Genomic DNA, 25697 nt, shown 5'->3' with positions numbered 1-25697 from the left:
GCAGGTCTCCGGCGAAGGGAGTTTCCGATCGGTTTGTCGGCACTCCGGACCAGTTGACGTCGCCTCGGGAAATCGACTTAAGCTCCTTCCAAACCCGGGTTTCTCATCATCAACGCTTCGCGAGCAGCCGTCTCGCGAGGGGGTGTCAGCGGCGCGTGCCGCGTGACCAGAAGGAGCCTGTCATGTCCGACCATTTTCCGATCTGCGATCTTCGCTTCGATCTTGAGACCTCGCCCGCGAAGATCGAGGCCCAGCTCACCAGATACCTGCGCAAGCTACGATGGGTCGCACTGGGGCACGACCCGGGAGAATTCGACTCGGCGCGTGATGATGACCGCTGGGACGATACCATGCGCGCATGCCGCCTCAGCTCGAATGATGGCGACAGAATCCGGCGCCGGGCCTCCGCGCTCGCCGATCTGCGTCTGCGCGCGTCTGGAATGGCGCATCTGGGCCGTGAGGCACGTGAGACGCTAGCGGGGCTCAAACACGGCGTGCACATGGAGCGGCTCGCGAGCGAACATCGCGCCGACGAGATCGCCGCTGCTTTGCACGAAGAGATGCCTTGGATGGCCCGCGCGACTGAGATCGCCTGGCACGCCTTGCGCGAAAGCGTGCGTGAGGGTGCGCCGGCCGTGCGCCTGCCGCCGCTCCTCCTCGATGGATCTCCTGGTATCGGTAAGAGCCACTGGGCGCGTCGATTGGCCGAGCTCGTTGGTATGCCTTCGGAACTGATCGATGCTGCGAACGAGCCGGCGGGCTTCGCGGTGGCGGGCAGTCAGAAAGGCTGGTCGACTGCACATGCCGGACGACCTGTGGAGCTCATTCTGAATAAGCGCGTGGGGAACCCAGTCATCGTGATCGACGAGGTGGACAAGGTCGGCGATGTGCAGTCGAATAAGGGCGTCAGTTTCGCGCTCAGTCATGCGCTCTTGCCGCTGCTCGAACCTCTCAGCGCCCGGACCTGGAACTGTCCTTACTATCGGGTGCGGTTCGATATGCGATGGATCAGCTGGATCCTAACCTCGAACAACCGTCGGGCCGTGCCAGCGCCTCTCCTGAGCCGCTGTCGAGTCGTCGATATCCCGCCGCTCTCTGGCGCGCATCTGGCGTATTTCGCGCGCCGAGTGGGCACGGCGCGCGGCCTACCAGCAGATACGGTCGAAGCGCTCGCTGAAATACTGCGAGGGGCCGAGCGCGGTTGGGATCTGCGCGCGGTGCTCAAGCTGATCGATGGCGTGTTTGCACGTGAGAGCCTGCCACTGCTGCATTGACGACAATACATATCCGGCACCGCGCTGCCGACCTCAGAGGCACGCTGTCAGGTGCGTCGCCGACACTCTGGCGCAACGCGTTTGATCCGAGGTTTAGGTCAACCCGTTCGTGCCGAAGTGAAAAAGCCTGCTTGCGGAGAGAGCGGATGGAGATCGAAGGCAGCTGCTTTTCTCAGGAGGAGATTGGCGTGGTTTTGAAGGCCTATTCGCGCCTTACGTGCGCATGGGGGCTTTCTGAAAGCGAAGCCTCTGGTCTCATCGGAATCCCCGAGGCAGTTTGGAGTGGCCTGAAGAGGTCGGACGGTGCCCCATCTCTGACCGAGGATCAACTTCTTCGGCTTTCTGCATCGCTTGGGATCTACAAGGCACTTGAACTCTATTTCGTCAAGTCGCTCGCGAGATCCTGGATGACGCGCACCAACACCGGGCCGTTGTTTCTCGGCGCGCGCCCCGTTGATGTGGCAATCAGAGGAGGATTAGAAAAAATCTTGGAGATCCGGAAATATCTCGATGCTTGCCTCGCTGGAGCGTGAGGCGTGGCCTGCACGGTAAGTGAATGGTGCCAGTTCTTTTCAGCCAGTGAGCGTATCCGGTTCGAAGGAAACCGGAGCGCTTACACTATATGGAAATTTGGGCGGAAACCGAACCTTCGCTGCGAGCGCAAATGTCTAGGACGGACACGGCACTGGCAGACATTCGGGCAAGGGCTGAGCCGGGGCGCTGCAGGCCGCTACAGCTAGCACCCCGCACCATGTTCGGGAATCAAATTTGCAAAGCTATGAAGGACTTTTCAAAAATTCGGATGAATCGATCATCATCTTGCGGTGCATCGCCTTGCCGGCCATACTGATTGTGTGCCAATGCCGCAGCACTTCTGGAGAACACCTTGGATCAAGAGTCAACGAATTTACCCGCGCAAATTGCTGACGCTCTCGTATCAATTCCGAAGGGCCTAACGCCGGGTGTTATCAAGGCTCTGGACCGGCTCGTTGGGGCTTCGGTAGACATCCCAATCGCGTGGCTCCAGCAAAAGAAAGCGAAAATAGATGCGCAAACCGAGTCATACAAGTTGGTTGAGGCAAGCATCGCTGAAACTGTCGCGTCAGGGGCGGGTGCTGATCCAGACATTGCACAACGTGCTATGAATAAACTCGTAAGAAAAGAGTATAGGAAGCAAGTGAACCGAGAAGCCGTTGCTTCCGCAATGGTAGAGGACTTGCGAGATCAAGCTTCAAGCGAAGAAAATTTGGCCACAGGCTCCGTGCCTGCCTCAGAGGTGGACGACGATTGGTTAAACGTCTTTGAGCGATATGCCGAAGACGCTTCGAGTGAACGCCTTCAAGGATTGTGGGGAAAAGTGTTGGCTGGCGAAGTCCGCCAACCGGGGCGCTTCTCAACGAGAACCTTGAGGTTCCTATCTGAGTTCTCTCAAGCCGATGCTCTCCTATTCGAAACTTTCGCCAAAAGCGCCTTTGGAGACAATGCGCCGAAGAAACTTGTAGCTCCGAAGGATCAAGAAGACATCCGCGATCTAATCTACCTTGAAGCAAGTGGCCTTATTCAGGGTGCTAGCGGCCTAGGTCTACAAATGACGTTTATGTTCGATAAACATGGCCGATCATTCGTTCGCGAGGGTAACTTAATAGTTCTTCTGACTGGTGAACCCGAGAAAAAGGTTCAATATGAGGCTATCGCTTTAACCCAACTTGGCCAAGAAGTGCTTTGCTTGGTAGGAAGTCGAAATGCTCGGGAATCTGCCCGAGCAGTTGCGCACGCGATTCGCAATCCAAATATCCACGAAGCGCATCTTGGCGTGTTGACCGATGAAAAGACCGGGAAAATCAACTTAATGGAGGTTCTTTGGGTTAAAGAAACTCCAGAAGCGCCAATCGTTGAGGGAAGCCAAGACTAGGTTCTTTAAGCCTTAGCTACTCGGCAGCTAGGGTGACGCGCCCCCTCTGCCACGGTAGCAGCACCAGCGGGCGGGGCCTCTTGCGCACCACGCGCACGCTGTGCACTTTCACGCCGCCGCGGCGAATGTCAGCAATGCGGGTGACCTGCCACGGGATTTTTCCTCCACCATCGATTAGAGTCCGACCCAACTTGAGGACGGACAATGAAGCGAACGAGATTCACGGACGAGCAGATCATCGGCATCCTGGCCGAGCACGAGGCAGGCGCGAAGTGCGCGGACCTGTGCCGCAAGCACGGCATGTCGGAAGGGACCTTCTATAACTGGAAGGCGAAGTTCGGCGGCATGACGGTGCCGGAGGCAAAGCGGCTGAAGACGCTCGAAGACGAGAACGCCAAGCTGAAGAAGCTGCTGGCCGAGCAGATGCTGGACTTGGCGGCGATGAAGGAACTGGTTTCAAAAAAGTGGTGACGCCTGCCGTGAAGCGCGAGGCGGTCGCGCATCTGAGGTCCCTGCTCGGGCTCTCGGAGCGGCGGGCGTGCCGGATTGCCGGGGCGGATCGCAAGATGGTCCGCTATCAGGCGCAGCGAGCTCCGGATACGGAGCTGCGTGGCCGTCTGCGCGAACTGGCCAACGAACGCAGACGGTTCGGCTATCGGCGGCTCTTCGTGCTGCTGCGCCGCGAGGGCGAGCCATCCGGGATCAACCGGATCTATCGGCTCTACCGCGAAGAAGGCCTGACGGTGCGCAAAAGGAAGGCCAGGCGTAAGGCGGTCGGAACACGGGCCCCGATCTTGGTCGCGGCGCGTCCCAATGCCCGCTGGTCGCTGGATTTCGTTCACGACCAGTTCGCCAACGGTCAGCGTTTCCGGGTGCTCAACGTGGTCGACGATGTCACCCGGGAGTGCCTCGCGGCGATCCCGGACACCTCGATCTCGGGGCGCCGTGTGGCTCGTGAACTGACTGCCCTGATCGAGCGCCGCGGAAAGCCGGGGATGATCGTCTCTGACAACGGCACCGAACTGACCAGTAACGCAATCTTAACCTTCGCTACCGCGCACCGGATCGAGTGGCACTACATCGCCCCGGGCAAGCCGATGCAGAACGGCTTCGTGGAGAGCTTCAACGGGCGGATGCGGGACGAGCTGCTCAACGAGACCATGTTCCGAAACCTGGCCCACGCGCGGATCGTGATCGCCGCCTGGGCTGCCGACTACAATACCGAACGCCCGCACTCGGCCTTGGACTACCAGACACCGGCTGACTACGCGCGGGCCCTGACCACCGCAATCGCCCGCCCCGCTGCGCGAGATGATAGCTCCGCGCGTCGGGCGATTGCTCAACCTGCGCCGATCGGCGTAAACACCAACCGGGCTCCGGTCGCGGCTGGATGAAAGTTCAGTGGCAGGTCACTGCAGCGCCATACATCTGCCGTTTCAACATCTTCAGCCTGTTGATCTGGCCTTCTGTCTGGCCGTTGGACCAAGCTCGCGCAGCGCCGCCGCAACCGCGTCCAGATCGGCGGAGAGTCCGCGCGCAAAGGCTGCCAGTCCGGACGTCTTTGCTTGATCCAACCAAGCTGCCAGCCCGCTCTCCTCGCCATTGCGGATCATGGAGGTAAAGGCGTCAAGGAGCCGACGGTCCTGCGCCAGTTGCGGCAAAGCATGTTCGATCTGCGCGACGCATATGCTGTCGGCCTTCGAGAGGTGGTGCCGACCAGAGGTCATCATGCGGGCGATCTTGCGGCTCGGAGGACTTTTGCCTGAGCCGTGCGGGATGGCAGCCTCGGCTCGGCGCTGGCGCGTGGCCCATTCCCCGACCACGCGGAGACTTCCTTGGAAACCGTTCGCTCGCAGCCGGCGCCAGAGTTCAGCGCCATTGCGACATCCGTCCTGCCAATGCTGTTCGAGCAGCGGGAACCAAGGTGTCAGGCTGCTTTGGCGCAGCCGGAAAACGTCTTCCCGTTCGCCGCGCAGGACGCGCCGAACCAAGCCTCGGCTCAGACCAGTGACCCGGACGATCCGCTTGATGGGCACGCCTTCGGCCCCCATCCGCTGGATCAGCACGTTGGTTTTCTGACGCCGTTGAAAGCCTTCGAATTGCAGGCGTTCCGCTGCCGTCAGAGTGCCGGGATCCAGTTCAGCGCTGCAGACCGTTCTTCTTATGACGGGCATTGCTCGACGGACGGCGGCCAGAAACGCATCGCTCGCGTTCTGCAGGAGATGCCAACGGTCGGCGACTTGGGTCGCATCAGGAAGCGCTTCGGAAATCGCCTGCCTGTATCCGCCGTTCCGGTCTCGCGCGACGACCTCGATCTGCGGATGCTGACGCAGCTAGGCAGCGACGGTCGCTGGCTCGCGATCCGGCAGCAGGTCGATGACGGTCCGCCGTTCGAGATCGCAGATCAGCGTTCCATAGCGCTGTCCCTTGCGCCAGGCCCAGTCATCGATCCCGATGACGCGTGGTTCAGGGCCCGTTGTCCGCGCACCTGACGCAGCCCCGCGGAGGAAGGTATCCTTGCTCACACCGAACCGCAGTCGGCATCCAAGTGCCTGGGCTGGCCGACCGCCCATCGCGCGGCCGAGGTAGGCGACGAGGTCCTGAAATCGCCCGGTCCGACGACCATGACGGCACGCAAGGCAATCCGGGACTTTCTCGCTGAAAGTCGTGATGGAACAGTGCGACGCGACACAACGGAACCGTCGCACCGATAAGCGCACCTGAACGGCACGACCATGCGCTGGAAAATCCATAAGGTGCCGGACATAACGTCCATGCCGACGGGAGGACCGCTGCCCGCAGCCCGGACAAATTACTTCCGCCTCCATAATTTCTGCATCAATCGCGAGGGTCGCGCCGTCCACGCTGTATCCGGTGGCGCGAAGCCCTTCAGGCAACAACTTGGTGTCGAAGCGCCGTGTCATGATGATCATCCCCTTCAGCATCTGCGCCAAATGTAGGAGCGGAACCGTCAAACATCACACAATGTGCGCCAGAGCCAAAATTGCGTGCCGATTGACAGCAATCCAGACCGGCCGCTGATCGAGGGCAACTCTGAGGAGCCTCCATCGTCCCAAAACCGTGCGTTGCCCGTATTCGTGGACTAGTTCATCACTATGGTCTCCTGAGGTGGTCGCAGCATAAACGGCAACGATGGCGCGGCCCTTGAGGATAGGTGCCCTAAGGTGGCCATTCACCTGACTTCGCGCTAGATTGCCGACAGGTAGCGATGCAGGGTGTAAACGTTCAAGGTAAGGAGCGTGTCGAAGTGAAAAAAGTCGACTTGGAAGTCACCGGTTCTCGATTAGTGATTGATTTTGCGCACACCGATTTAAACACCGAAACATTGTTGGAAAGAGCAGAAGAAGTTCTGCCACTCCTGATCGCTCTTATTTCGGCAGACGACACACTGTGCAGGTTGACAGATGAAGAGCTCGCAGAGCGAGATCGCGCTTGGCAAGCTATGGATCTGATGTGCCAAGCGGCAACTCAAAGCGCTACGCGCCGCGCCGAACTCCTGGAAGCAATCGCTAGTGGAAGAGAGAGCATTGCGGCGCATGGTTTTCCTGAGTTTAGTGGCGAGAAATCCGTGGATGTTTAACCTACACGCTGGAATACCGGGCGTCGCTTCTGACCTACTGCATTCTGTTGATAAATCGAGAATTCTCGAAGACCAAAGTTCGTCGGCAATCATTTCGCGCCCCATCTGGAAAAAACAATTCAGAGAGCTAATAAACACGAGGTGGCGTGAGGCCGCGTTGGATACTGAATCTTGGAGCAACGTTGAAGAAATTATTTCTGACTTTTCGAAGTATGATACCGTTGCAATAAGTCAGGATGCATTGCTTGGCGTTGCAGAAGATTCTTTCCTAAAAGATAAAGTTCTTCCACAAACCGAGGCTCGAGTTTCTCGGGTCGCGGAGATCTTTTCTGGCCGCTCTGTAATGCTTCATTTTACAATAACGAGTCAACTTGACTACTTTTACGAGTTCGTTCGCTCTAAAAATGATATTGATGCTATCTCAGAGGCGAGGACCGTGCCCTCGTGGTCGAGTCTCATCGAGCGAATAAAAGAAATTGTGCCGGAATTTCAGATTATGGTTTGGGATTTTGAGCGCCCTAGGGAAATCGCGTTGTCCTTTATTGGGGAGTTGCTGCGGGTAGACGATTTCGATCTTATTCTGGATTTAAAGGAGCTGGTTTCTTCCGCTTTTCCAGAGCGCCAAAGTCCTCTTGATAGTGAATCTTTGCCAGGTCTTTCATTTGAAATCATTGAGAGGCTCGACGTTCAATATGAGATCGATTTGCAGAGACTTTCCAAAATGGAGGGAGTTACTCTCGTTCGCCCGCTAAGTCAGATGTCGCAAGGCCTTGGTTATTAAGCTTAAATTTCCTCAAAGAACGACCAAGTGTCTTCAAAGCCATTAACGGATATGCTCTTCTCTTTTCGAGTATTGTCCATTCTAGTAAACACGTTTCCTGAGCTCTTAACTCGAAGCAAAAACTCCATCATTACTAAGCCAGCGACATCATCGCTTCGAGCGAGGTCTAACAGGAGAGCGTTGGTATTTAGTAGAAGGTCTGTGCCACCCACGCTATACCGATCGAGGCCACGAAATTCGTTCGGTGTTTGCGGTGATGCTTCTGAATATGTCGCGTTTTGCTCAGCGCCCTCGATCGCGCGCTCGCCTTCATAGATCTTAATCATGTTTGCATAAAAGTAGCCGCTTGCGCCAATCTGTCTCTGAGCTTCATTTGATCCATGATCTAAAAAGGTTTGGAGAGTGGATATGAGCCAGCGCGTTGATAATTCATTAATTATTTGTATTCCATGCTCGCGCCAAATTCGGTGAAAAATCACTGAAGCTTTTTGCGTGTATTGCGTATCGCGGCGCAAATAGCTGATAGCAAGAGCATTGATTTTGGCGAGCCTGGATTTTCCTCTGAGGTGATAGTCAAGAATTCTTGACTGATCTGCCATGTTCGCACGAGATTCCGAGGGAAGCTCGACTTCAGTTGGAAGGACATCAAATAAGTATTGAGATAGGTCGACATCCTGCGCGGGGAGAAGATCGATAACATCTTGTGGTGCAAACCTAGAAGCAGATCTCATCGAAAGTGCCGGAAACGCTACCGCAGCTAGCTCATTTGACTTGGCAGCAGGCGGTGACGATGTTTCATATAATGGGCGCGGCTTCCAATTAGCCAAAATGAGTTTCTTCGAGAACCAAGCCGTCGCCTTAAAGCTCGAGAGTTTATTGACACGCTCCAATAGCTGAGATGCTTCTATGGACGGTGCCGAATTTACTCTTTGAGGGGGGGTTGGCAGATGTATATTCGATGCTCCTGCAAGTTTGATAACTTTGCTGATTCCGTTGCCCACGTCTTTGTAGTAATCTTCTACTACGAGTCGCTCGCCAAAAACGCTCCGCGGTTTCTCGAGTTTTTGCGCCCAGGAAAAGTTAGTCGAAAACCTCGCATGGAAATCTCGGAAGTCGTGAAAGTCCGTGCGATATTTTAATGACTGGTGATAGCAACTTTTCAACCAATCTTCTTCGTTGCGCTCGAAGAAAATGAAACGTACATCGTGATGCCGCAGGGCACGCATAATTATGCGTAAGTTCTTTGTGAGTTTTGAGTATACCTCTCGTCTCTTAGACCGGCCAGGGATGTCCCCACAAAAATCTTCTTGGCTTAATATAATCGTATTGCAGGTTGAGTTCTTTATTGTTTCAGAAATTTTCTCAAGCTTTCTTTCAGCGTCTTCGAATTTTTCCTTCGCAAGCAAGATGGCCGCTTCGTGGGTGTCTTCGTCGTGCAGAAAAAGAAAGCCTTCTTGGAATAAACTATCCTTATTGCCAAGCAGGAACTTCTGAACAGATGTTGTTCCCGTCTTGTGCGGGCCGATATGTATTATTACTCTTTTTTTCACTTTAATACGCTCAACGTTCAGAAGTTCGACTTTCGCCCAAAGGCTTCCATCCTCACGGAACCCTGGCAGCTTCAACGTAGTGAAACTCAACACACCAGTCTATCGCCTCTTGCCGATTTTATCGTTTTCGTAGGATTTATCAGGGACCGTGTCCCTTGCTTTCACGGGCTGACTTTCGCTCGCCCTCGTTATGCACCACTGAATACCTATGTGTCTGCGCATTGTTGGGTGGATATAGCAGAAGTATACATACGAGCACGTCTGCTCATGAACTTAAGCTCGTCGCCTCGGCACCGCGCGAAGTTGCTTCGCGGCCACGAAGAGGCGGGGACCGGGGGAGGCGCAGCTTGAAGCGATTTCCGTAAAGTGCGCATACGCTCATCATGCTCACGAGGCTGATCTTCTAACGCGGCAAATCGTAGAGCGAGCTCACGTTCGATGCTTTCGCAAGACAGATGGCCGTAGGTCCGGCTCACCGTGTCTGTGTTCGCGTGGCCGAGTTGACGCGCGACGATGGCAAGCGGCGCACCGGCTTGCACAAGCTGACTGGCATAGGTGTGCCGCAACCCGTGGAACACGAATTCATGCGGCAGCCCGGACTTCTCGACAGCTGCTTTGAAGAGATGCTTGTGACGGGTTTTCCAGATTTGGCCTGCGCCAGTGCGAAAGACGATGTCATCGTCTGCTTTCCCGGCGCATTTGGCCAAGAAAAATCGCATCCCTTCCTCGGGGAGATACACATAGCGTGGTCGCCAGCCTTTGGGGGAGGAGACGTAAATGCCAAAGATGTCTTTGCCGACATCGCGCACGCGTAGAGCCGAAAGTTCAGACACGCGACAGCCCGTGTAAAGAGCTGCCCGCACCAAGTCCGCAAGATCTGGGCGGCATGCGGCTATAAGCTCACGACACTGTGCGCGTGTGAGGAAGATCTGACGAGGAACTTCCAAATTCGGGACGCGGTGGATGCAGCGCCAAGACCGCTCTGAGGCGGTGTGGCCGTTCTCCCATGCCATCTGCATGGCAATTCGCAATATCCCCAGCAGCGTGTTCAGGGTTCCTTTCCGGCGGCGCAATGCATCCGGGTCGAGGCTTTCAATCTTTACCCTTGCCTTGAGCGCCTGGTTCCCCCGCTTGGGTGGCGTCTCAAGGATGGCACGACAGAAATTGGTGATTGTGTTGCCGGTCAGCTCATCGAGCTGAATCGCTCCGAGGCGCGGCAGGATATGAAAGTTGATCAATGCGACCAGTGTTTCAAAGGTGGTTTTGGTCGCAGCGATCCGTTTCCACTCCACGTAGTCGATCAGGGCGTCGCCCACAGTGAAGCCAGTTTCGCTCTTCGAATATCGCAGATGCTGTGTGGTTCCCACTGGGAAGCTCGCAGAGGCGATGCCCCGCAATTCCTGCTCGGCGAACCAGGCGCGCGCGAGCGTGATCGCCGCTTCGTAAGAAAAGCCCTGTGAGTTTTCCGAAGCTGCGGGTCCGAGTCGCTGCTGCTTATAGCGGCCATCCTTCTTGCGGATCCGAGCGACCCAATGAAGGGGCTTCGCTGGTTTTTTCTCGAGGCCAATGTGACGACAATACTCGAGAATGTTCCAATAAGGCTCCCGTCTTTCAGGAAGTGTGTTGATCGTCTTTTGGGTATCGAGCTTCGGCGCGTGATCCATCGGATGCTTCCTCTTGGCCAAGGTTGAGGAAGTATCTTCGCGCTCTCTCCGTTAAGCCATACCGCTCGACATAGTCGAGCAGAACGGCTTCTGCCGTGTCGGCTTTGGTGAATTCTTTCATGCTCTCCTGCTTCTCTCTGCGATTTGAGGCTAGGCTACAGCGTCGTCAGTAAACAAATAGTTAAGGAGATCAGCCTCGCCAAACAATCGAGCATCGCAACACATCTGCTGCCGTTGGCTCCGGATCGATTCAAATTTGATTTCGAAAATCTTCTTTTCAGAAGCTGCGCGTCTATCCATGATCAGTATCGCTTGAGCGCATTGGGACGGGTGTCAGCCAGCTGGCCTGCCAAAATATAAAGTTTCAATAAAAAAGCCCCGCAATATGCGGGGCTTTGTCTGTGTGTAGCGGAGAGGTAATTTACATTTGGCAGCGCTTACGCGCCATCTCTTGATTGATGGCGTCGATCTTCCCTTTGGTGACAGAAATCGCAGCCTCTTTGTCACCACCAGACATACTGGACAACGGCAGACCGAGCATAAAGACGCCGAACGCGTCACCACTCGCAGCACTCTTCTGTTGTGCTGAAAGGCTCGCCAGGTCCTGCGAGAGCTTCAGCTTCGTTTGGCTAAGTGAACCGCAGCTTTGGCCAGCATACATGCTGGGCTCCATGGGAATCGCTGCAATCTCATCAGGTTGCTTTGCACACGCGCTAATCGCAACCGCCGCCACAGCGAGAATCCCAAGATTGAAAATAGACTTCACGTTTTTGTCCCCTATTCGTGATAATACGTAGTCGATGTCTACCGTGTGACCTCGGATCTTGTCACAACTCGTTGAAATTGTGGGCGAGTTTGTGGCATTTTCGCCCACTTGAGCTCGGGGTCCATCAATCGGGTTGTGGCGACCTTGATACAAGCTTCACGCCCCCGAAGTGATGAGCTTCAAATGAGCCATCTTTCTTGCTGAGCGGCGGGGGGAATGCCGAAGAGGAAATCGTTATATTCGCCTTTGGAAACATGGACGATCGGTGTTCTTGACCGAACACAGGCGCTGAGCCATTCTTATCCAGGATTGGTGGAGTTATTCGATGCGTGCACTTTTAAGTGCTGGTCTTCTGATATTCTTGTGGGTCTGTTCGGCGAGTGCTTGGACAAGAAGCGAACTCGTCGAGCCCTTCCGCGCCAGTGATCTGACCTCCCAGGAAGTCCGGTTTCTTCAAGCGGCTCTCGCACTAGACGGTTCATACTTGGGTATGATCGATGGCAAATGGGGAGCCGGAAGCGCGAGCGCTCTACAGGCCTACGCTCGGAAGAGCGGCATCGACTTTAGCGCAGGCGAACTGCCCAACCTCGCGCCGGTGGCTTTGGTGGTCGATGAGATTAAGACGATCTCGGATGGTGGCTGGTCACGCCACTACTTCGATTTTGCCGATTTATCTTTCCTGTCGCCACAGAAGACTATGTCTTCGCATGTCAGCGCGAACGGTCTCAATCTCGATTTCGACGACAGCGCTTCGACGTTGTCGATCTCTTTGACTTCAGGCGATATCGGCCGAGCAGTTGCTATGCACCGCTACGCGCTCGATACCTCAGTTTCTAACCTCTACACGGTGCGCAAAGATCATCTGCTGATTACGTCAGCCCGTGTATCTGGAGGCAAGACACTCTACGTGCGCTCTGATCGCATACGTGTTGGAGTGTGGGCGACGATCCTTGTGTCCGCCCAAGATCGCGATGCTGGTCGTTTGGCGTTGGTTACGGCGTCAATTCTCCCGCATCGAGGCACTGAACTGGATCTTCCGGAGTATGGCGAGCTTTACACTGGGGTTATGGCGTTCCTCGATGAAGCCAAGGATCTCAGCCCCAAGCCGCGAGTTGGCGAGGGCACTGTTGGTGAAAAGCCTCCCGCTCCCCCTGGAGAAGACGAGGGCGGAACTGGCACGGGCTTTGCGGTCGCTCCCGACGGAAAGATTCTGACCAACAATCACGTTGCAGGGAATTGTCGCAAGATCACCGTGGACGGTTCGCCCGCAAAACTAATTGGAAAGGACGAAGATTTCGATCTCGCATTGGTGCAGGTCGAGAACGTCACCGGCCTAAAGAGTGTCACCTTCGCGGCGAAGCCTGCAAGCTTGAACGCAGACGTCACGATCGCAGGATATCCGCTAGCCGGCTTGCTGAGCGGCCTGAATGTCACGCGCGGCTCAGTTACGAGCATCAAAGGGCTTGGGGGTGACGGAAGCCGTATGCAGATCTCCGCGCCGGTGCAGCCCGGGAACTCGGGTGGTCCGGTAGTCGATGCACACGGCCTTGTCGTTGGCGTCGTGGTCTCAAAGCTCGACGCGAATCTTGTCCAGGAAGCGATCGGGGACATCCCGCAGAACGTGAACTTCGCCATCCGGGGTGAGATAGCGAAGCTGTTTCTCTACCAGAATGGGGTAGCGCCTCAGACGAGCGATACAAGCGAGCAAATTGCGCCGGAGCAGCTCGGCAAGATGCTGACCTCTGTTACTCACTTTATTACCTGCGAGTGAGGAGGGCGGTTGGCCTGCCACGCATTCTACAGCTCGATATGTGGTTCGATTAAACTGGATATCAGTGCGTCGTGCCATCAAAATGCCATTGTCAGCCGAGAATAAAGAATTTGATTGGTGAGTTTCTCGCGGCTTCGTCCAAAAGTGAGTGAAGGACGGTCCGGCCAGCGCTACACAAGAATCGTTGCGTATCGGTTTTTTCAAAATGGTAAGTTTTACCTTCTAAATTGTCGCTGCAGAAGCGCGACTAAACCAAAAAATTCAGTATTATAAAGACGGAGACAATTGATGTCCGACACTCAAAGCAACACCACGATCATCGTCAACGCTACGCCGGAGAAAAGCGTCGTCGCCGCCTTCTTTCTGACCTTACTTTTCGGCCCGCTTGGCCTGCTTTACGCTTCTGTGGTAGGGGGCATCATCATGATCATCCTCGCGCTTATCATCGGCGCGGTCACCTTCGGCTTCGGTATTCTCATCACTTGGCCGGTGGCGATCATCTGGGGTGTCATCGCAGCTGCCGCTTCGAAGTCCGGTCAGCCGAAAATGGCCTGAAGCCCTCCTGAACCAATCGCGATCGAATAAGGAAATCGTCCGTGGCTCAGCCTGCGCTGCGGAGATTCCCCCCCAAAGATCGTGACTTCCAGAACACCGAAATCAAGAAGGCTCGAACAATATGAACCGGAGAAGCTTTTTCCTGTCGGCCGCAGCGCTGGCGCTCACCGCGACCGCAGCCACGGCGCAAGCCATGACCGTCACAATCGACGAGGTCCGCGACGTCTTCGGGCAGCGCGACATGGTTATGCGGAAAGAGGCGCAGAAAGCCCTGAAGGGCGAGGGCTATTACCACGGAAAGATCGATGGGGCCTGGGGGCCGGGCACGGCTGACGCCTATCGCCAGCTCATGGCCTCGGATCGCTACAAGCGCAACGCCTCGCGCTGGACTTGGGCGCATAAGGTGCAGGTGATCGAGACCGTGTTTTTCCTGAACTCGGATGCCTACCTGTAAGCGCCTCACGGCCCTGAGGGGCTGGTATCCAACTTTGCGCGCCGCTCGGCGGCGCGCATGCGCAGCTTGAGCTCCGAGCGGATGTTGCCGAGATTCAGAGAGAACGGCGACTTCCAGCGTGCCTGCAGCTCCGTCTTCGGTTTATCGCTTCGGCCAAGATTGCGTGCCGATTGACACCGACCGGCGCACGATCAAGCCGCTTCGCTCGCTGGCCGAGGACAGTCAGTTCGAATAGCCGAAGATACAGGCAGAGCGTTTAATGAGAACTTTTTTCTCGAAAAAAATGCGAAAATGAATTGACCTGCGTTCACCTCCAGTTTACAACAGCTTGGCACAAGGCGAGGTGAGGTTGGCCGTGACGAACTCGAGACAGATGGCGCAGGCGATTTCGCAGGTTTTTGATGTTCCGCAAGTTAGCGCAGAAGTAGTCAGCCGCACCTTGATGGAGCACGGGTTGCGTGCTTCCGGCGGGCGCGGGCGAGGCGCTACTGCGATGAAGGGTCGCGACATTTTCAACGTTGCAATTACTGTCGCGAGCGGCGTCGGCATGCGCGACGCACCTGGTTTCGTGAAAAGCGTCGAAGAGATGCGCCTCGTCGGAGGAGACATGTTCGCAGATGAACTGCAGCAGTGGGAAGCACCTTCCGTTCGGCGTGACGGCACGTTTCATTTTCTTATGCACCTCGTAGACAAGCCGTTGGAGGACATGAAAGTAACGCCGACGTTCGGCCCTTTCATTAGCGCTTGGATCGATGGCTTGTTTGCAGACGTGTTCGCTTGGCGAGAGGCCGGAGACTTGGAGTTGCGCCTAAGCCATGTCGGTCCGACCGCCGAGTTTGTCTTCAAAGATCAGGACCGAGATTTGCGTTTGCACTATGCGGCGCATGGCCAGTTCACCGAGAAGAAGCCAGATTGGGAACGAGTTACCATTATTCGCGGAGATGTCTTCCGAAAGTTCGCGGAGATACTTTCCGGCGTTTGAATGACGAAGGTAATCGATTTATCTTGATTCGATTCTTGGGGTGAATGGGCGAGATAGGCTTGCCCGAGTTCGATCAGAAGACGCTTTCGGAATAATAAGCTAAAACTGTCCACAAGAAATTTTCCGAACGAAGTGGCGAAGGGGCGAGTTTATATAATGAAATGTCACCTTATGTTCTTTTTTTATTCTTCTTTTGTATTTTTCCGTATTGCAGTTTTCCAAGCTTGCGAAAAAGGATCTATCGTTTTGTTTTTCCGCAAATTTTTTTCTGGACAGGCGCCGAAGATTCCGGCCTGTGAAGTCCTGCGAATAGCTGGCTGAGGCTTTCGCTCTGGGTGTGAGGAAGTGTTTGCCAACTATGGCGCACGGATCCGCATCCAACTGGAAACTTCACGCCTCGGCGGGATCTCAGGAGAAACAACCACAACCAAAAAGCATGAAAAAACGCGCCCCGAGAGGCGCGCCAAAAGTAACGACCGAGAACGGCCGCGTATTCACTTGCGTTCATAGACCCGAATACGGGCAGGCGCAACTCCGTTCCTCGGTCCATTCAAAATGAAAGAACCCGGATTTCCGGGAACGGAGGACCTATGTCCGAAGACATGATGAACCCGGTTGGTTTGGCCAACTGGAACGATCCGTCGCCTGTGCTCCCCGAGCCCTCGACGGCAGGCCGCAAGATCAATCGACACTCCCGTGAACATTGCACGGGCCAGATCCTGGTAGGGCCTGGTGGAGGTCGGATTGTGCATCTCGAAAGCCACCTCGAGCTGTGCTGGTGCCTGACGCTCATGGGGCGCGAAAGCACGGCGGACCTGCGCGAGCAGGTGGGGTTCGGGTGGGAAGACGAGCAGGGAACGATGCGTCGTCACTGGTTCGACTTTCTCGTCACCGAAGTCGACGGCTCGCGGCTCGCCTATTCGGTGAAGCCGCAGGTCCGCGTGACCGAGCGCTTTCTGCACGAGATGTCGCGGATCGCGGAGCAGGCGCGGGAGAGCGGCTTCGTGGACGATGTCCGGCTGCTGACCGACGAGAATCTCGATCGGATCGATCTGTTCAACGCCAAGCTCTTCTTCGCCTATCGGCGACCGGAGCCTGCGGCGGACCGACTGGCCCACGAAATCCATGATGCGATGTCCGGCCTGTGCAAGCTCGGTGAGCTGGTCGCGTATTTCGACGAACCTGGCGATGGGTTCCGCGCCTTCGTCCGCCGCATCCAATCCGGCCATCTGAAACTCGCTCGCCACGAGCAGATCTCCCTGAATTCCAATGTCTTCAAAGCGAAAAAGGTGACCCAATGACCCTTCAATTCGGCCACGCCATCTCCTCGCGGCGCCTCGCGTTCTCTCCCACCGATCGTGTTACGATCGGCAACATCTCGATGCGGCCCATCCACTGCAATGAAGATGGCTGGGTCCTGCAGGAAGACGACGGCTCCGGGCGCGCACGCCAATTCACCCATCAATTGCTGAACCAATATGCAGCACAGGGAAAAATGACCCACCAGATCGGCTATTTTCTTCCCCATCAGGCGCGTGCGCGTCTGAAAAGCGCGGAATTTCTGATTTCGGCACTTTCGAAGCGCGATCGCGTCGCGTTTGCCAAGCGCGACGCTTGGGTTCAGGCGTTCTTCGAACTGCAGAGAAAGGGCATGAAGATCACGGATGCTTCCATCGAAGCACACAAAGCCGAACTGCTGGGCTTAATGGCAAAATTCGCCGATGAGTCGTGCAACCACGATTTGCCCAATAAGACGAAAACGAACAATTTCTTCAAGACACCTTCGGCTCGCACCCTTCGCCGCTGGGTCAAGCAATATCGTGAGGCGGGCGCCGCCGGGCTTGCCGACCGGATCGCCGCTCGAGGAAACCGTGGTCATCGGATGACGCCGGCAGAGATCTCGCTCATGATGCAAGAAGTCCGTGGATACATGTCCGAGACGCGCCCTACGGAAGCGAAGATCGTCGAAGACGTCATGCGTGCTTTTGACGAGCGAAACGCGGAGCTCCGCGCCGAGGGACAGCTCGAGCTACGCGTTCCGAGCCGGTCGACGGTTCGAAAAGCGATCAAGTCTCTGGACCTCTATCAGGTCACGGTAGCACGCGATGGGCTCGATTCTGCGCGCAAGAAATTTGCACCGGTCGGAAACGGCCTGATGCTCACGCGGCCTTTGGAACGCGTCGAGATCGACGAATACCGCGTCGATGCGATCACCCTGATGGCGTCCTCCGGTTTGGACGGATTTTTGAGCGAAGATGAGCGCAAAGCGCTTGGCCTCGACGGATCGAAAGCGCGATGGGTCATCACGGTCGCGATCTGTGCCACTACGCGCTGTATTGTCGGGATGTCGATCAGTCGGGAAGCTAGCGGGTCGGCCGCGAAACAGGTCCTTCAGATGATCGTTTCTGACAAGGGCAAGTGGGCGGATGCGGTGGGGGCGCAGGGCTCCTGGGACATGCATGGCCGCCCGGAGCTGATTGCTACGGATAATGGCCCGGCGTTCATTTCCGAGACCTTCCGGGCTGGCTGCGCGGATTTGGGCGTCGCTCATGAGTTCACGCCGCCTGCGACCCCTGAGATGCGCGCGCGCATCGAGCGTTTGTTCCGCACGATTTCCATGAAGCTTCTGCGGCGTCTGGCAGGGCACACCTTCTCCAGCATTCTGGAAAAGGGGGATGCTGATCCGAAAGCCCGCGCAGCACTCACTTTCGACGACTTTGCTTTCGCCATGGTGCGCTGGATCGTGGATATCTACCACAATCAACCGCATCGCGGTCTCGGCGGGGAAACCCCGCTGACCTGCTGGCGCCGTCTGGAGAAGACGCCTGGCGTTGCACCGTCGCCTTCGAACCGGGATTTCCGGCTGATCTTCGGTGTCCGCCATACCCGTAAGCTCGATAAGTCTGGGATCATGGTGCATGGGCTGTTTTACCACTCGGGTGAATTGGCAAGATGGATGCGCCCCGATGGTGAGGTCGAGCTCGAGGTGGCGTGGCACCCGCGCGACATCGGCGCGATCCTTGTCTATCTCGGCGGCAAGTGGGTCGAGGTGCCTGCGCTCGACAAGCGTTATGATGGTGTGGCCGCGCAAACTTGGCTGACGGCGGCCCGCCAACTCAAGAGCGCAAACCCGCGGCGCAAGGAGTTCGATCACGACACGATCTTCGCGGCGATCAAGGCCATCGAAGACCGCAACGCCCAGGCTATGGCATTGGCGGGGCTTCTCGTCGAGGAGTGGACCGAGGAGAAACTCGCACGGGCAGAAAAGCGCCTCTTCATGGGGTTCAGGGAGTCGACCCGCACGCCGAGCGATGTGGCGCCTGCCGCCGATGGCAAGCCCGGCATGTCCATTCCTTCCCCGGAGAAGGAAGAGACGGCCGCGAAACCCAAGCGCAAGCGCAAGGGGAAATCTTCTGACTGGAACGTGGAGGACTGAGCCATGAATGATATCGGCAAGGTGATGCGGATCCTCGAAGACCTGCGCGGGCTGCACGTAACCAACCCTCGGGACGCGGAATTCGCGTCCCAACTCCAACGACTTCTGGCGCATGACGCGGACGGCAATCCGTTGCCGTCCGCTTTGCGGTTCACCTCCACGGGTGAAACGCGGGGGATCATGATCATCGACGAGCCGGGTGGCGGCAAATCCACGCTCGTCCAGCGGGGCCTGGATCGTTGTGCGGCCCTTCAGGCCGAGCCGGGAGCGCCGAAGCGCTATCTGGACGCGGCGGTGCCGAGCCCTGCGACCCTCAAGAGCATGACGCGCGAGCTGCTCAAGGACAGCGGCTATCCCGATGTCTCAAAGAGCCGGGAAGTCTGGTCGATGATGGAGCTTCTGCGCGAGCGGATTTCCATGCTTGGGGTCGTGGCGATCTGGATCGACGAGGCGCACGACCTGTTCTGTGCCGATCGAAACCTGATCCTACGCGCCCTGAAATCGCTGATGCAGGGGGATGCCGCTGTCATTGTTATCCTGTCGGGCACGTCCGCGCTCGCGGAGGTCGTGCGCTCCGACCCGCAAGTCCAACGCAGATTCACGAGCCTCATTCTGCCGCCGGTCGATCCGAAAACCGACGGCGACCAGATCGCCGGTCTCATCGAGTCCTACTGCCAAAGGGCGGGCCTCGCGCCTCCGGCCGAGACGGATCTCGTCGCGCGCGTGACCCATGCGGCAAGGTATCGCTTCGGACGGACCGTGGAGGTCGTCGTGAATGCGATCGAACGCGCGCTGATGGACGGCGCGGATCGGCTGGATATGGATCACTTCGCGGAAGCCTACGCGCTGCATGAGGGCGCTGCGTCCGAGCGCAATGTGTTCCTCGTCGAGGATTGGTGGAACCTACGGCCGGATGGGGAGGCGGAGGAAGCGCCTTCGCCACGTCGGCGCCGAAAGGGCAGGGGGTGATCGTGATGCAGCTTCGACCCGATCTTCTGTTCCACGCCGAAGAGACCGTCCTGTCCTGGGCTTCGCGCCTCGCCGCGTTCCATACGGGAGGGCGGCTGGTGCCATTTCTCAATGATTTGGGGATTGCACCCAACCGCCTTTCCGCGGGATGTGAGGAGGCGCTTCTGCGACTGTCTGCCAAGGCCGGCCAGGATTTGTTCCGCCTTCGTCGCAACGCCATCACGCGGATCGGGCCCCGCCAGTATCGCCTGCGCCGCGAGACCTTCAGCGCGGAGTTCACTACAGGGCCTGTGACGCGGTTTTGTCCCGCTTGTCTGGGGGAAGATGATGCCCGCGGGGGACGCAGCTCTACGGTGCGCTCGCACCGGCTTGATTGGTTGCTGCAGTCTACGCGTGTCTGCCCGCAACATTCTCTCCCTCTCCTCGAGCGCAGAAGAGGCAGTTGGGATGACTTCCTCCACGAGCTGCCGGTCCTTGCGCCTGAGACGCGAGAGCAACTCTTGCGCATGGCGGATGTTACCCCGTCTGCGACACGATCGCTGCTTCAGAACTACGTCGTGACCCATTTTCAGGGAGGCAAGGGGCCGGAATGGTTGGATCGGCAGCCGATCGAGCAGGCCGTGCGTGCAACTGAAATGCTTGGTGCGGTCCTTGCCTTTGGTCCCGAGGCGAAGCCGGTCGATCTTGGGATGCTCGACTGGGTCCGGGCGGCAGATTACGGCTGGCCATACGTGTGCAAGGGAGAGGCCGGTATTCGCGAGGCGCTGGAACACCTCCAAGTTGATGCCAAAGCAAGCGGTCGGAATTGCCTCAGCCGAGGGGCGGTCTTCGGCATGCTCTACCATTGGCTTTCTTCGCACAAGCTTCGCAAGGATCCCGGGGAAATCAGTGATATTCTGCGCAGTCACATCGTAAATACGATGGATGTTGCGCCGGGCGCGATGGTTCTCGGGAAGGTGGTTCGCAATCCCAAATTGTGCAGCGTAGCCACGTTGGCGAGGCAGTATCGTGTCCATGCTCTGACGTTGCGCGACGTTCTTATTTCACGTGGGGCTCTTGATCGCGGAGCGGTGTCACAAACCTGCTCGGAGCTGCTTGTCGATGCGACGGTGGGGCGTGCGACAAGCGATGCGATCCGTTCGGCTGTGCCTTTCACGCGCGCGGGAGACATTCTCAACGCATCGCGCCCGATGGTGTCCACGCTTCTGCAGATCGGTGCTCTGTCGCAGGTGAGGCTGGATGGCGAGGCCAGAGGGAAGCTCAGTCGTTCAATCGATGAGCGGGAGATGCTCAGCTTGCTTCGACGGCTTGAAAGCATTGTGCCTCGCCAAGTTGAAAGCATTCCCCCGGGTATGACTACAATCGCGAAATGTGTGGAGCGGTCACGCATGACGAACGAATACGTCCTTCGCCGCTTGCTCGCAGGGCGGGTTCACCGGGTCTTCCGCCTGGCGAATGTCGCGGGTTTCAGAGGGGTGGTCATTGATCCCAAGGAGTTTTCTGCCCCTAGCAATTTACCCCTGCCAGGAATGTCCGCTGAGATGGTGATGCTGGTGTTGGGCCTTAACCAAGTTGCCACAAACTCGTTGTTCCGCGAGCGCGAAGGGGGCGCTCTCCTTGATGTAGTCGACCTTCCTGGCCGGCGCGAAAAATGGGTATCGCCTGAGGCGCTCGATCGGTTCCGGAAGCGCTTCGTATTCGGACATCAGCTTAAATTGGAATACGGGATCAAGAGGGCTGCCGCGAAATCTTTCTTGGACGCGTATGGCGTTAAGCCATTGTTCAATCCCCGAGAATTTGGAGCGATGATCTACCATCGTTCTGATCTGCCTCCGGAAATCACCAAGCGCAGAACCTAAGCCGCTCAATCCGAGACCCAAATGCCGCCTTCGGGCGGCATTTTTTTATGATCTTTCGATGGACACTAATTGCTAGCAAAATGGACAATTTGGCCGCCGATCAGCTTTGAGTCGCGTTCGGATGCATTTAAAATCAATGGCTTGCAGCGCACGTTTTCGAGAGAGTGGACGTTTTATGGGAGATTCCACAATAAATAGACCTGCCCCTGACCTCTTGGTCAGGGGCTTTTCTTTTTTCTGCGGGTTACGAGCTTCGACCTGATTTCAGGAGCCGAAGCGCCTCAATCCAGCGTCTGCCGATAGCGCAGCATCGAGATCAGCATGATCACCACGCCGATGATGAAGATCGCCCGCAAGTCGCCGGTGATGTCGGTCAGGTGCGCGCCTTTCAGCATCACCTTGCGCACGATGCGCAGGAAATGCGTGGCGGGGATCGCCGAGCCGATCACCTGCGCCCAGCCGGGCATGCCGGCGTAGGGGAACATGAAACCCGAGAGCAGGATGGTGGGCAGGATTGTCATGAAGCTCGCCTGCATCGCTTGCATCTGGGTGCGCACGAGGGTCGAGATCAGGAAGCCGAGGGCGAGGTTCACTACGATGTAGAGGTTGAACCCGATGAAGAAGGCCAGCCCCGATCCGAGGAACGGCACCCCGAACAGAAGCTTCCCGGCGATCAGGAACACGACGGTCTGGATGTAGCCGATCACGACATAGGGCAGGATCTTGCCCAGCATCACCTCGAGCGGCCGGACCGGTGTGGCGATCAGGGTCTCCATCGTGCCGCGCTCTGTCTCGCGCACGATCGCGATCGCGGTGATCAGCACCATCGTCATCGCAAGGATCACGGCGATCAGGCCGGGCACGATGTTCAGCGAGGTTTTGCTCGCCGGGTTGAATTGCTTGTGCACCACGACCGAGAAGGGCGGCGGCTGGCCTGCGACCGGGGCGAAGGGGCCCTGGAAGGTCTGTTTCACCGCAGTGTCGATGATCCCTGACAGCGCGCCGACTGCGGTGCCCACAGCCGTCGGGTCGGACGCGTCGGCGCTGACGAGCAGCTTCGGCGACAGGCCCCGCACGATGTCACGCTCGAAATTGGGTGGGATGACCACGACGAAATTCGCCGTGCCGTCGCGGAGCGCCTGATCGCCTTCCTCGGCGCTGGTCACGATACCTTCGAATTTGAAATAATCCGAGGTCTCCATGCCCGACAGCACCGCACGCGCAACCGGGCTCTCGTCGGCCATTTCGATCAGGGTCGGCAGGTGATGCGGGTCGGAGTTGATGATGTAGCCGAACATGACCAGCTGCAGGATCGGGATGCCGATCATCATCGCGAAGGTCATCCGGTCGCGCCGCATCTGGATGAATTCCTTGTAGAGCACCGCTCCGAAACGCGAGACCGAGAACCAGCTCATGCGGAGGGGCCTCCGTTGACACCGAAATTGTCGGCCGCTGTCGCCATCAGGTAGATGAAGACCTCCTCAAGCTCGGCCTCTTTCTTCTCCCATTTGCGCGCGTCGTTCTCTCCGCTCTTTTCAGCGACGACCGCGTCGAGCCCGGCGCTGTCGGTCGAGGACACATGAAGCTGGGCGCCGAAGCGCGCGACCTGCTCGACCCGCGGATCGGCGCGCAACTCGTCTTCGAGCTGGATCAAGTCGGGGCCGGAGACCCGCCATGTGGTCAGGCCGACCTGATGCGGGATCTCGGCCGCGGGGCCGTCGATCAGCTTCTTCCCATAGGCGATGTAGGCGATGTAATCGCATTGCACCGCCTCATCCATGTAATGCGTCGAGACCAGCACCGTGACGCCCTGCTTGCTGAGCTGGCGGATCTCGTCCCAGAAGTCGCGCCGCGCCTTCGGGTCGACCCCGGCGGTGGGTTCGTCGAGAAGCAGGAGCGCGGGCTTGTGCTGCATGCAGGCGGCCAGTGCCAGACGCTGTTTCCAGCCCCCCGACAGCGTGCCCGCCAACTGCTTGCCGCGCCCTTCGAGGCCAAGCGTCCGCAGGGTCTCGTCTACCACCTTCTTGCGGTTCTTCACCCGATACATCCGCGCCATGAAGTCGAGGTTCTCGCGGATCGTCAGATCGCCATAGAGCGAGAACTTCTGCGTCATGTAGCCGACGTTTTCCTTGATCGCGCGCGCGTCCTTGTGGATGTCGTAACCAAGGGTGTGACCCTCGCCGCCATCGGGGGTGAGCAGGGCGCACATCATCCGGATCGTGGTGGTCTTGCCCGAGCCGTTGGGGCCGATGAAGCCGTAGATCGCGCCTTTCGGCACTGACATATCGACCGCGTTTACCACCTTCTTGCCGTTGTAGATCTTCGTGAGCCCCTTCACGACGATCGCGGGGTCGCTCTGGGCGCTTACGCTTTCGGCGGGTGTCGTGCTCATTGCAGCCGCCTCAGGCTGACCGGCTGGCCCGGCAGGAGCGACGCGCCCGCCGGGATGCGCGCTTCGGCTCGGAACACGAGCCGCGAGCGTTCTTCGCGCGAATAGATGATCGGGGGTGTGTATTGCGGCTCGGAGGCCATCTTGCTGATCGTCACCTTGATGCTCGGATCGCAGCCGTCGCATTCCATCTCCAGCTGATCGCCAATGGCGAAATCCGCGCGCTCGGCCTCGGGCAGGAAGAAGAGGACCTTGAGCGCGTTTGGCGGCAGGATCGACAGCACGGGCGACCCGGCGGCGGCCACTTCCCCGGCCTTGTAATAGACCGTCTCGATCCGACCGGCCACGGGCGCGGTGACCGTCATGTCATCGAGCTGCGACCGGGCGAGATCGGCATCGGCCTGTGCCGCCTCGAGCGTTTTCTGGGCTGCGAGAACCTGCGCACTGCGCGCGGGCAGGGCCGCCACTTCGAGCTGCGCCTTGAGCTGGGCCACCTGCGCCTCGGCCTCTTCGAGTGCGGCGCGGTCGACATCCACCTTGGCCTGCGCGACGATCTCGCGGGCGAACAGGTCCTCGGTGCGTTTCAGCGCGGATTCCGCGAGATTGCGATGCGCGATGGCTTGCTCCAGCGAGGCCTTGATCACCTCGATCTCGGGGTCGCGCGAGCCGGTTTCGAGGTTGTTCAGATTGGCACTCGCGGTCCCGATCTTGGCCTCGGCGGCGCGGACCGCAGCCTGCTGCTTCGTCGAATCCATATCGAACAGGAACTGATCGGCCTTCACGCTGTCGCCTTCGATCGCCGCCAGCGTCTTGATGCGTCCGGTGACCGAGGGGGCGACATAGACGTATTCGCCCTCCACATAGCCCGAGTAATGCGGCACCGGGGCGTCCCCGTAGCCGGGAATGATCGCGGTGAGCAGGGCGCTGATCCACGCAACAATGGTATCAAGCATCGGTCGAACCCTCCGGTGACAGGAAAACGCCGTGGAATAGAATGTCGAGGTGGTTCTCGATCAGCCGATCGAGCGACAGCCCGTCCTCCGGCACAACGTCGAAGATCTCCGCAAGCAGGAGATGGACGACGATCGGGCCGATGATCGAGCGCAGGGTCAGTTCGGGATCGACCGGGCGCAGTTGGCCCGAGGCGATGCCCTGTCGGATGATTTCGGTCGCCGCGGGCAGGACGTGGTCGAACACCTCGCGCCGATACATCGCGGCGATCTCGGGGGCGACGACAGCCTCGCGGATCACGACCTTCGGGACCGCCAGAACTTTCGGATCCCCCAGCGAGGTCGCGATGAGCGAGAACAGCGCGCGCAGCGTGGCGCGCGCGTCGTCGGACGTCAGATCGACAAGCGCTTGCGCCCGTGTGGCGATCGGGGAAACGGCCCTGCGCACCAAGCCTTCGAGGATCGCCTGCTTCGACGGGAAATAGAGATAGACGGCCCCCTTCGAGAGACCCGCCGTCTTGGCGATCTGCGCCACCGATGTATGGGCATAGCCTTTTTCATCGAAGAGTGAGAGCGCCGCGTCGAGCACCTCGTCAGGCCGCGCCTCTGCGCGACGTCGAAATTTGGGTTCGGGCGAGTCGGGATCTGTCATGGGGAGAAAATAACTGACCGGTCAGTCAGTAGCAAGAATTTTGACATAGTCCCTTATGTCTTCCGACAACTTTAGGAAAAAGGCGAGGGGGGGTAGGCCCGACGCAGTTTGTCTTTCGCGGAAGTTGAAGGA

At 57.8% G+C, this 25697-nt stretch carries 21 protein-coding genes and 1 pseudogene; 14 read left to right on the top strand and 8 right to left on the bottom strand.

Annotation, left to right across the window (positions count from 1 at the left end; translation table 11 throughout):
* The first annotated feature begins 182 nt into the window (after positions 1–182).
* From AKL02_RS13400 to AKL02_RS13385, 4 genes are all read left to right on the top strand, one after another.
* Positions 183–1274, top strand: a complete 1092-nt coding sequence (locus AKL02_RS13400; RefSeq protein WP_083078108.1) for an AAA family ATPase — start codon at positions 183–185, stop codon at positions 1272–1274.
* 146 nt (positions 1275–1420) lie between these two features.
* Entirely contained in the window at positions 1421–1807 is a 387-nt protein-coding gene (locus tag AKL02_RS13395; RefSeq protein ID WP_083078107.1) for a DUF2384 domain-containing protein, read from the top strand.
* A gap of 353 nt (positions 1808–2160) precedes the next feature.
* Positions 2161–3186 carry a DUF2806 domain-containing protein gene (locus tag AKL02_RS13390; RefSeq protein WP_083078106.1) on the top strand — a complete coding sequence of 342 codons (1026 nt, stop codon included), beginning with the start codon at positions 2161–2163 and terminating at the stop codon, positions 3184–3186.
* 204 nt (positions 3187–3390) lie between these two features.
* A protein-coding gene (locus AKL02_RS13385) for an IS3 family transposase (protein ID WP_108722461.1) occupies positions 3391–4580 on the top strand; the annotation gives its coding sequence in 2 pieces (ribosomal slippage) (positions 3391–3643 and positions 3643–4580; 1191 coding nt in all).
* A gap of 4 nt (positions 4581–4584) precedes the next feature.
* Here AKL02_RS13385 and AKL02_RS21305 read toward each other — a convergent pair.
* A pseudogene (locus AKL02_RS21305) lies at positions 4585–6110 on the bottom strand (ISL3 family transposase).
* A 344-nt stretch (positions 6111–6454) separates the two neighbouring features.
* On the opposite strand from AKL02_RS21305, the gene AKL02_RS13370 reads away from it, so the two are divergent.
* Both AKL02_RS13370 and AKL02_RS13365 read left to right on the top strand, forming a co-directional pair.
* Positions 6455–6787 (top strand): hypothetical protein, encoded by a 333-nt coding sequence (locus AKL02_RS13370; protein WP_133051984.1) that lies wholly within the window; start codon positions 6455–6457, stop codon positions 6785–6787.
* A complete protein-coding gene (locus AKL02_RS13365; protein WP_165757012.1) occupies positions 6735–7568 on the top strand; it encodes a hypothetical protein in 834 nt (277 codons plus the stop codon). Before AKL02_RS13370 ends, AKL02_RS13365 begins: the two co-directional genes overlap by 53 nt.
* A 2-nt stretch (positions 7569–7570) precedes the next feature.
* On the opposite strand, the gene AKL02_RS13360 is transcribed toward AKL02_RS13365, so the two are convergent.
* The 3 genes from AKL02_RS13360 to AKL02_RS13350 all read right to left on the bottom strand — a co-directional run bounded on the left by AKL02_RS13360 (position 7571) and on the right by AKL02_RS13350 (position 11548).
* Entirely contained in the window at positions 7571–9211 is a 1641-nt protein-coding gene (locus tag AKL02_RS13360; protein ID WP_133051982.1) for a hypothetical protein, read from the bottom strand.
* Between the two features lie 113 nt (positions 9212–9324).
* On the bottom strand, positions 9325–10782 hold the full coding sequence (locus AKL02_RS13355) for a tyrosine-type recombinase/integrase (RefSeq protein WP_083078961.1): 1458 nt from the start codon (positions 10780–10782) through the stop codon (positions 9325–9327).
* A gap of 421 nt (positions 10783–11203) precedes the next feature.
* A complete protein-coding gene (locus AKL02_RS13350; protein ID WP_083078960.1) occupies positions 11204–11548 on the bottom strand; it encodes a hypothetical protein in 345 nt (114 codons plus the stop codon).
* 325 nt (positions 11549–11873) lie between these two features.
* Between AKL02_RS13350 and AKL02_RS13345 the strand changes: the two genes are divergently transcribed.
* From AKL02_RS13345 to AKL02_RS13310, 8 genes are all read left to right on the top strand, one after another.
* Positions 11874–13319, top strand: a complete 1446-nt coding sequence (locus tag AKL02_RS13345) for a S1 family peptidase (protein ID WP_083078959.1) — start codon at positions 11874–11876, stop codon at positions 13317–13319.
* A gap of 288 nt (positions 13320–13607) precedes the next feature.
* The gene (locus tag AKL02_RS13340) at positions 13608–13874 is read left to right on the top strand and encodes a hypothetical protein (RefSeq protein ID WP_083078958.1); all 267 of its coding nucleotides are present in this window, start codon (positions 13608–13610) and stop codon (positions 13872–13874) included.
* Between the two features lie 121 nt (positions 13875–13995).
* Entirely contained in the window at positions 13996–14328 is a 333-nt protein-coding gene (locus AKL02_RS13335) for a peptidoglycan-binding domain-containing protein (protein WP_083078957.1), read from the top strand.
* Between the two features lie 349 nt (positions 14329–14677).
* Entirely contained in the window at positions 14678–15310 is a 633-nt protein-coding gene (locus AKL02_RS13330) for a hypothetical protein (protein ID WP_133051981.1), read from the top strand.
* A gap of 590 nt (positions 15311–15900) precedes the next feature.
* Positions 15901–16611, top strand: a complete 711-nt coding sequence (locus AKL02_RS13325) for a PDDEXK family nuclease (RefSeq protein ID WP_083078955.1) — start codon at positions 15901–15903, stop codon at positions 16609–16611.
* Entirely contained in the window at positions 16608–18746 is a 2139-nt protein-coding gene (locus tag AKL02_RS13320) for a TnsB C-terminal domain-containing protein (protein WP_083078954.1), read from the top strand. Before AKL02_RS13325 ends, AKL02_RS13320 begins: the two co-directional genes overlap by 4 nt.
* A gap of 3 nt (positions 18747–18749) precedes the next feature.
* Positions 18750–19715, top strand: a complete 966-nt coding sequence (locus AKL02_RS13315) for a TniB family NTP-binding protein (protein WP_083078953.1) — start codon at positions 18750–18752, stop codon at positions 19713–19715.
* A gap of 5 nt (positions 19716–19720) precedes the next feature.
* Positions 19721–21574 carry a TniQ family protein gene (locus AKL02_RS13310; RefSeq protein WP_133051980.1) on the top strand — a complete coding sequence of 618 codons (1854 nt, stop codon included), beginning with the start codon at positions 19721–19723 and terminating at the stop codon, positions 21572–21574.
* A gap of 281 nt (positions 21575–21855) precedes the next feature.
* On the opposite strand, the gene AKL02_RS13305 is transcribed toward AKL02_RS13310, so the two are convergent.
* From AKL02_RS13305 to AKL02_RS13290, 4 genes are read right to left on the bottom strand one after another with little or no spacing between them, the layout of a single operon-like run.
* A complete protein-coding gene (locus AKL02_RS13305) occupies positions 21856–22989 on the bottom strand; it encodes an ABC transporter permease (RefSeq protein ID WP_083078951.1) in 1134 nt (377 codons plus the stop codon).
* The gene (locus AKL02_RS13300; protein ID WP_083078950.1) at positions 22986–23966 is read right to left on the bottom strand and encodes an ABC transporter ATP-binding protein; all 981 of its coding nucleotides are present in this window, start codon (positions 23964–23966) and stop codon (positions 22986–22988) included. The genes AKL02_RS13305 and AKL02_RS13300 overlap by 4 nt, the downstream gene beginning before the upstream one ends.
* Entirely contained in the window at positions 23963–24916 is a 954-nt protein-coding gene (locus AKL02_RS13295; RefSeq protein ID WP_083078949.1) for an HlyD family secretion protein, read from the bottom strand. Before AKL02_RS13295 ends, AKL02_RS13300 begins: the two co-directional genes overlap by 4 nt.
* Complete coding sequence (locus AKL02_RS13290) at positions 24909–25565, bottom strand: TetR/AcrR family transcriptional regulator (RefSeq protein WP_083078948.1); 657 nt, start codon at positions 25563–25565, stop codon at positions 24909–24911. The genes AKL02_RS13295 and AKL02_RS13290 overlap by 8 nt, the downstream gene beginning before the upstream one ends.
* Positions 25566–25697: the final 132 nt, after the last annotated feature.

This window comes from Thioclava electrotropha (assembly GCF_002085925.2).
Taxonomy (GTDB): domain Bacteria; phylum Pseudomonadota; class Alphaproteobacteria; order Rhodobacterales; family Rhodobacteraceae; genus Thioclava; species Thioclava electrotropha.
Note: the sequence above shows the minus strand (reverse complement) of the source record. Positions and strands in the feature narration are given on the sequence as shown.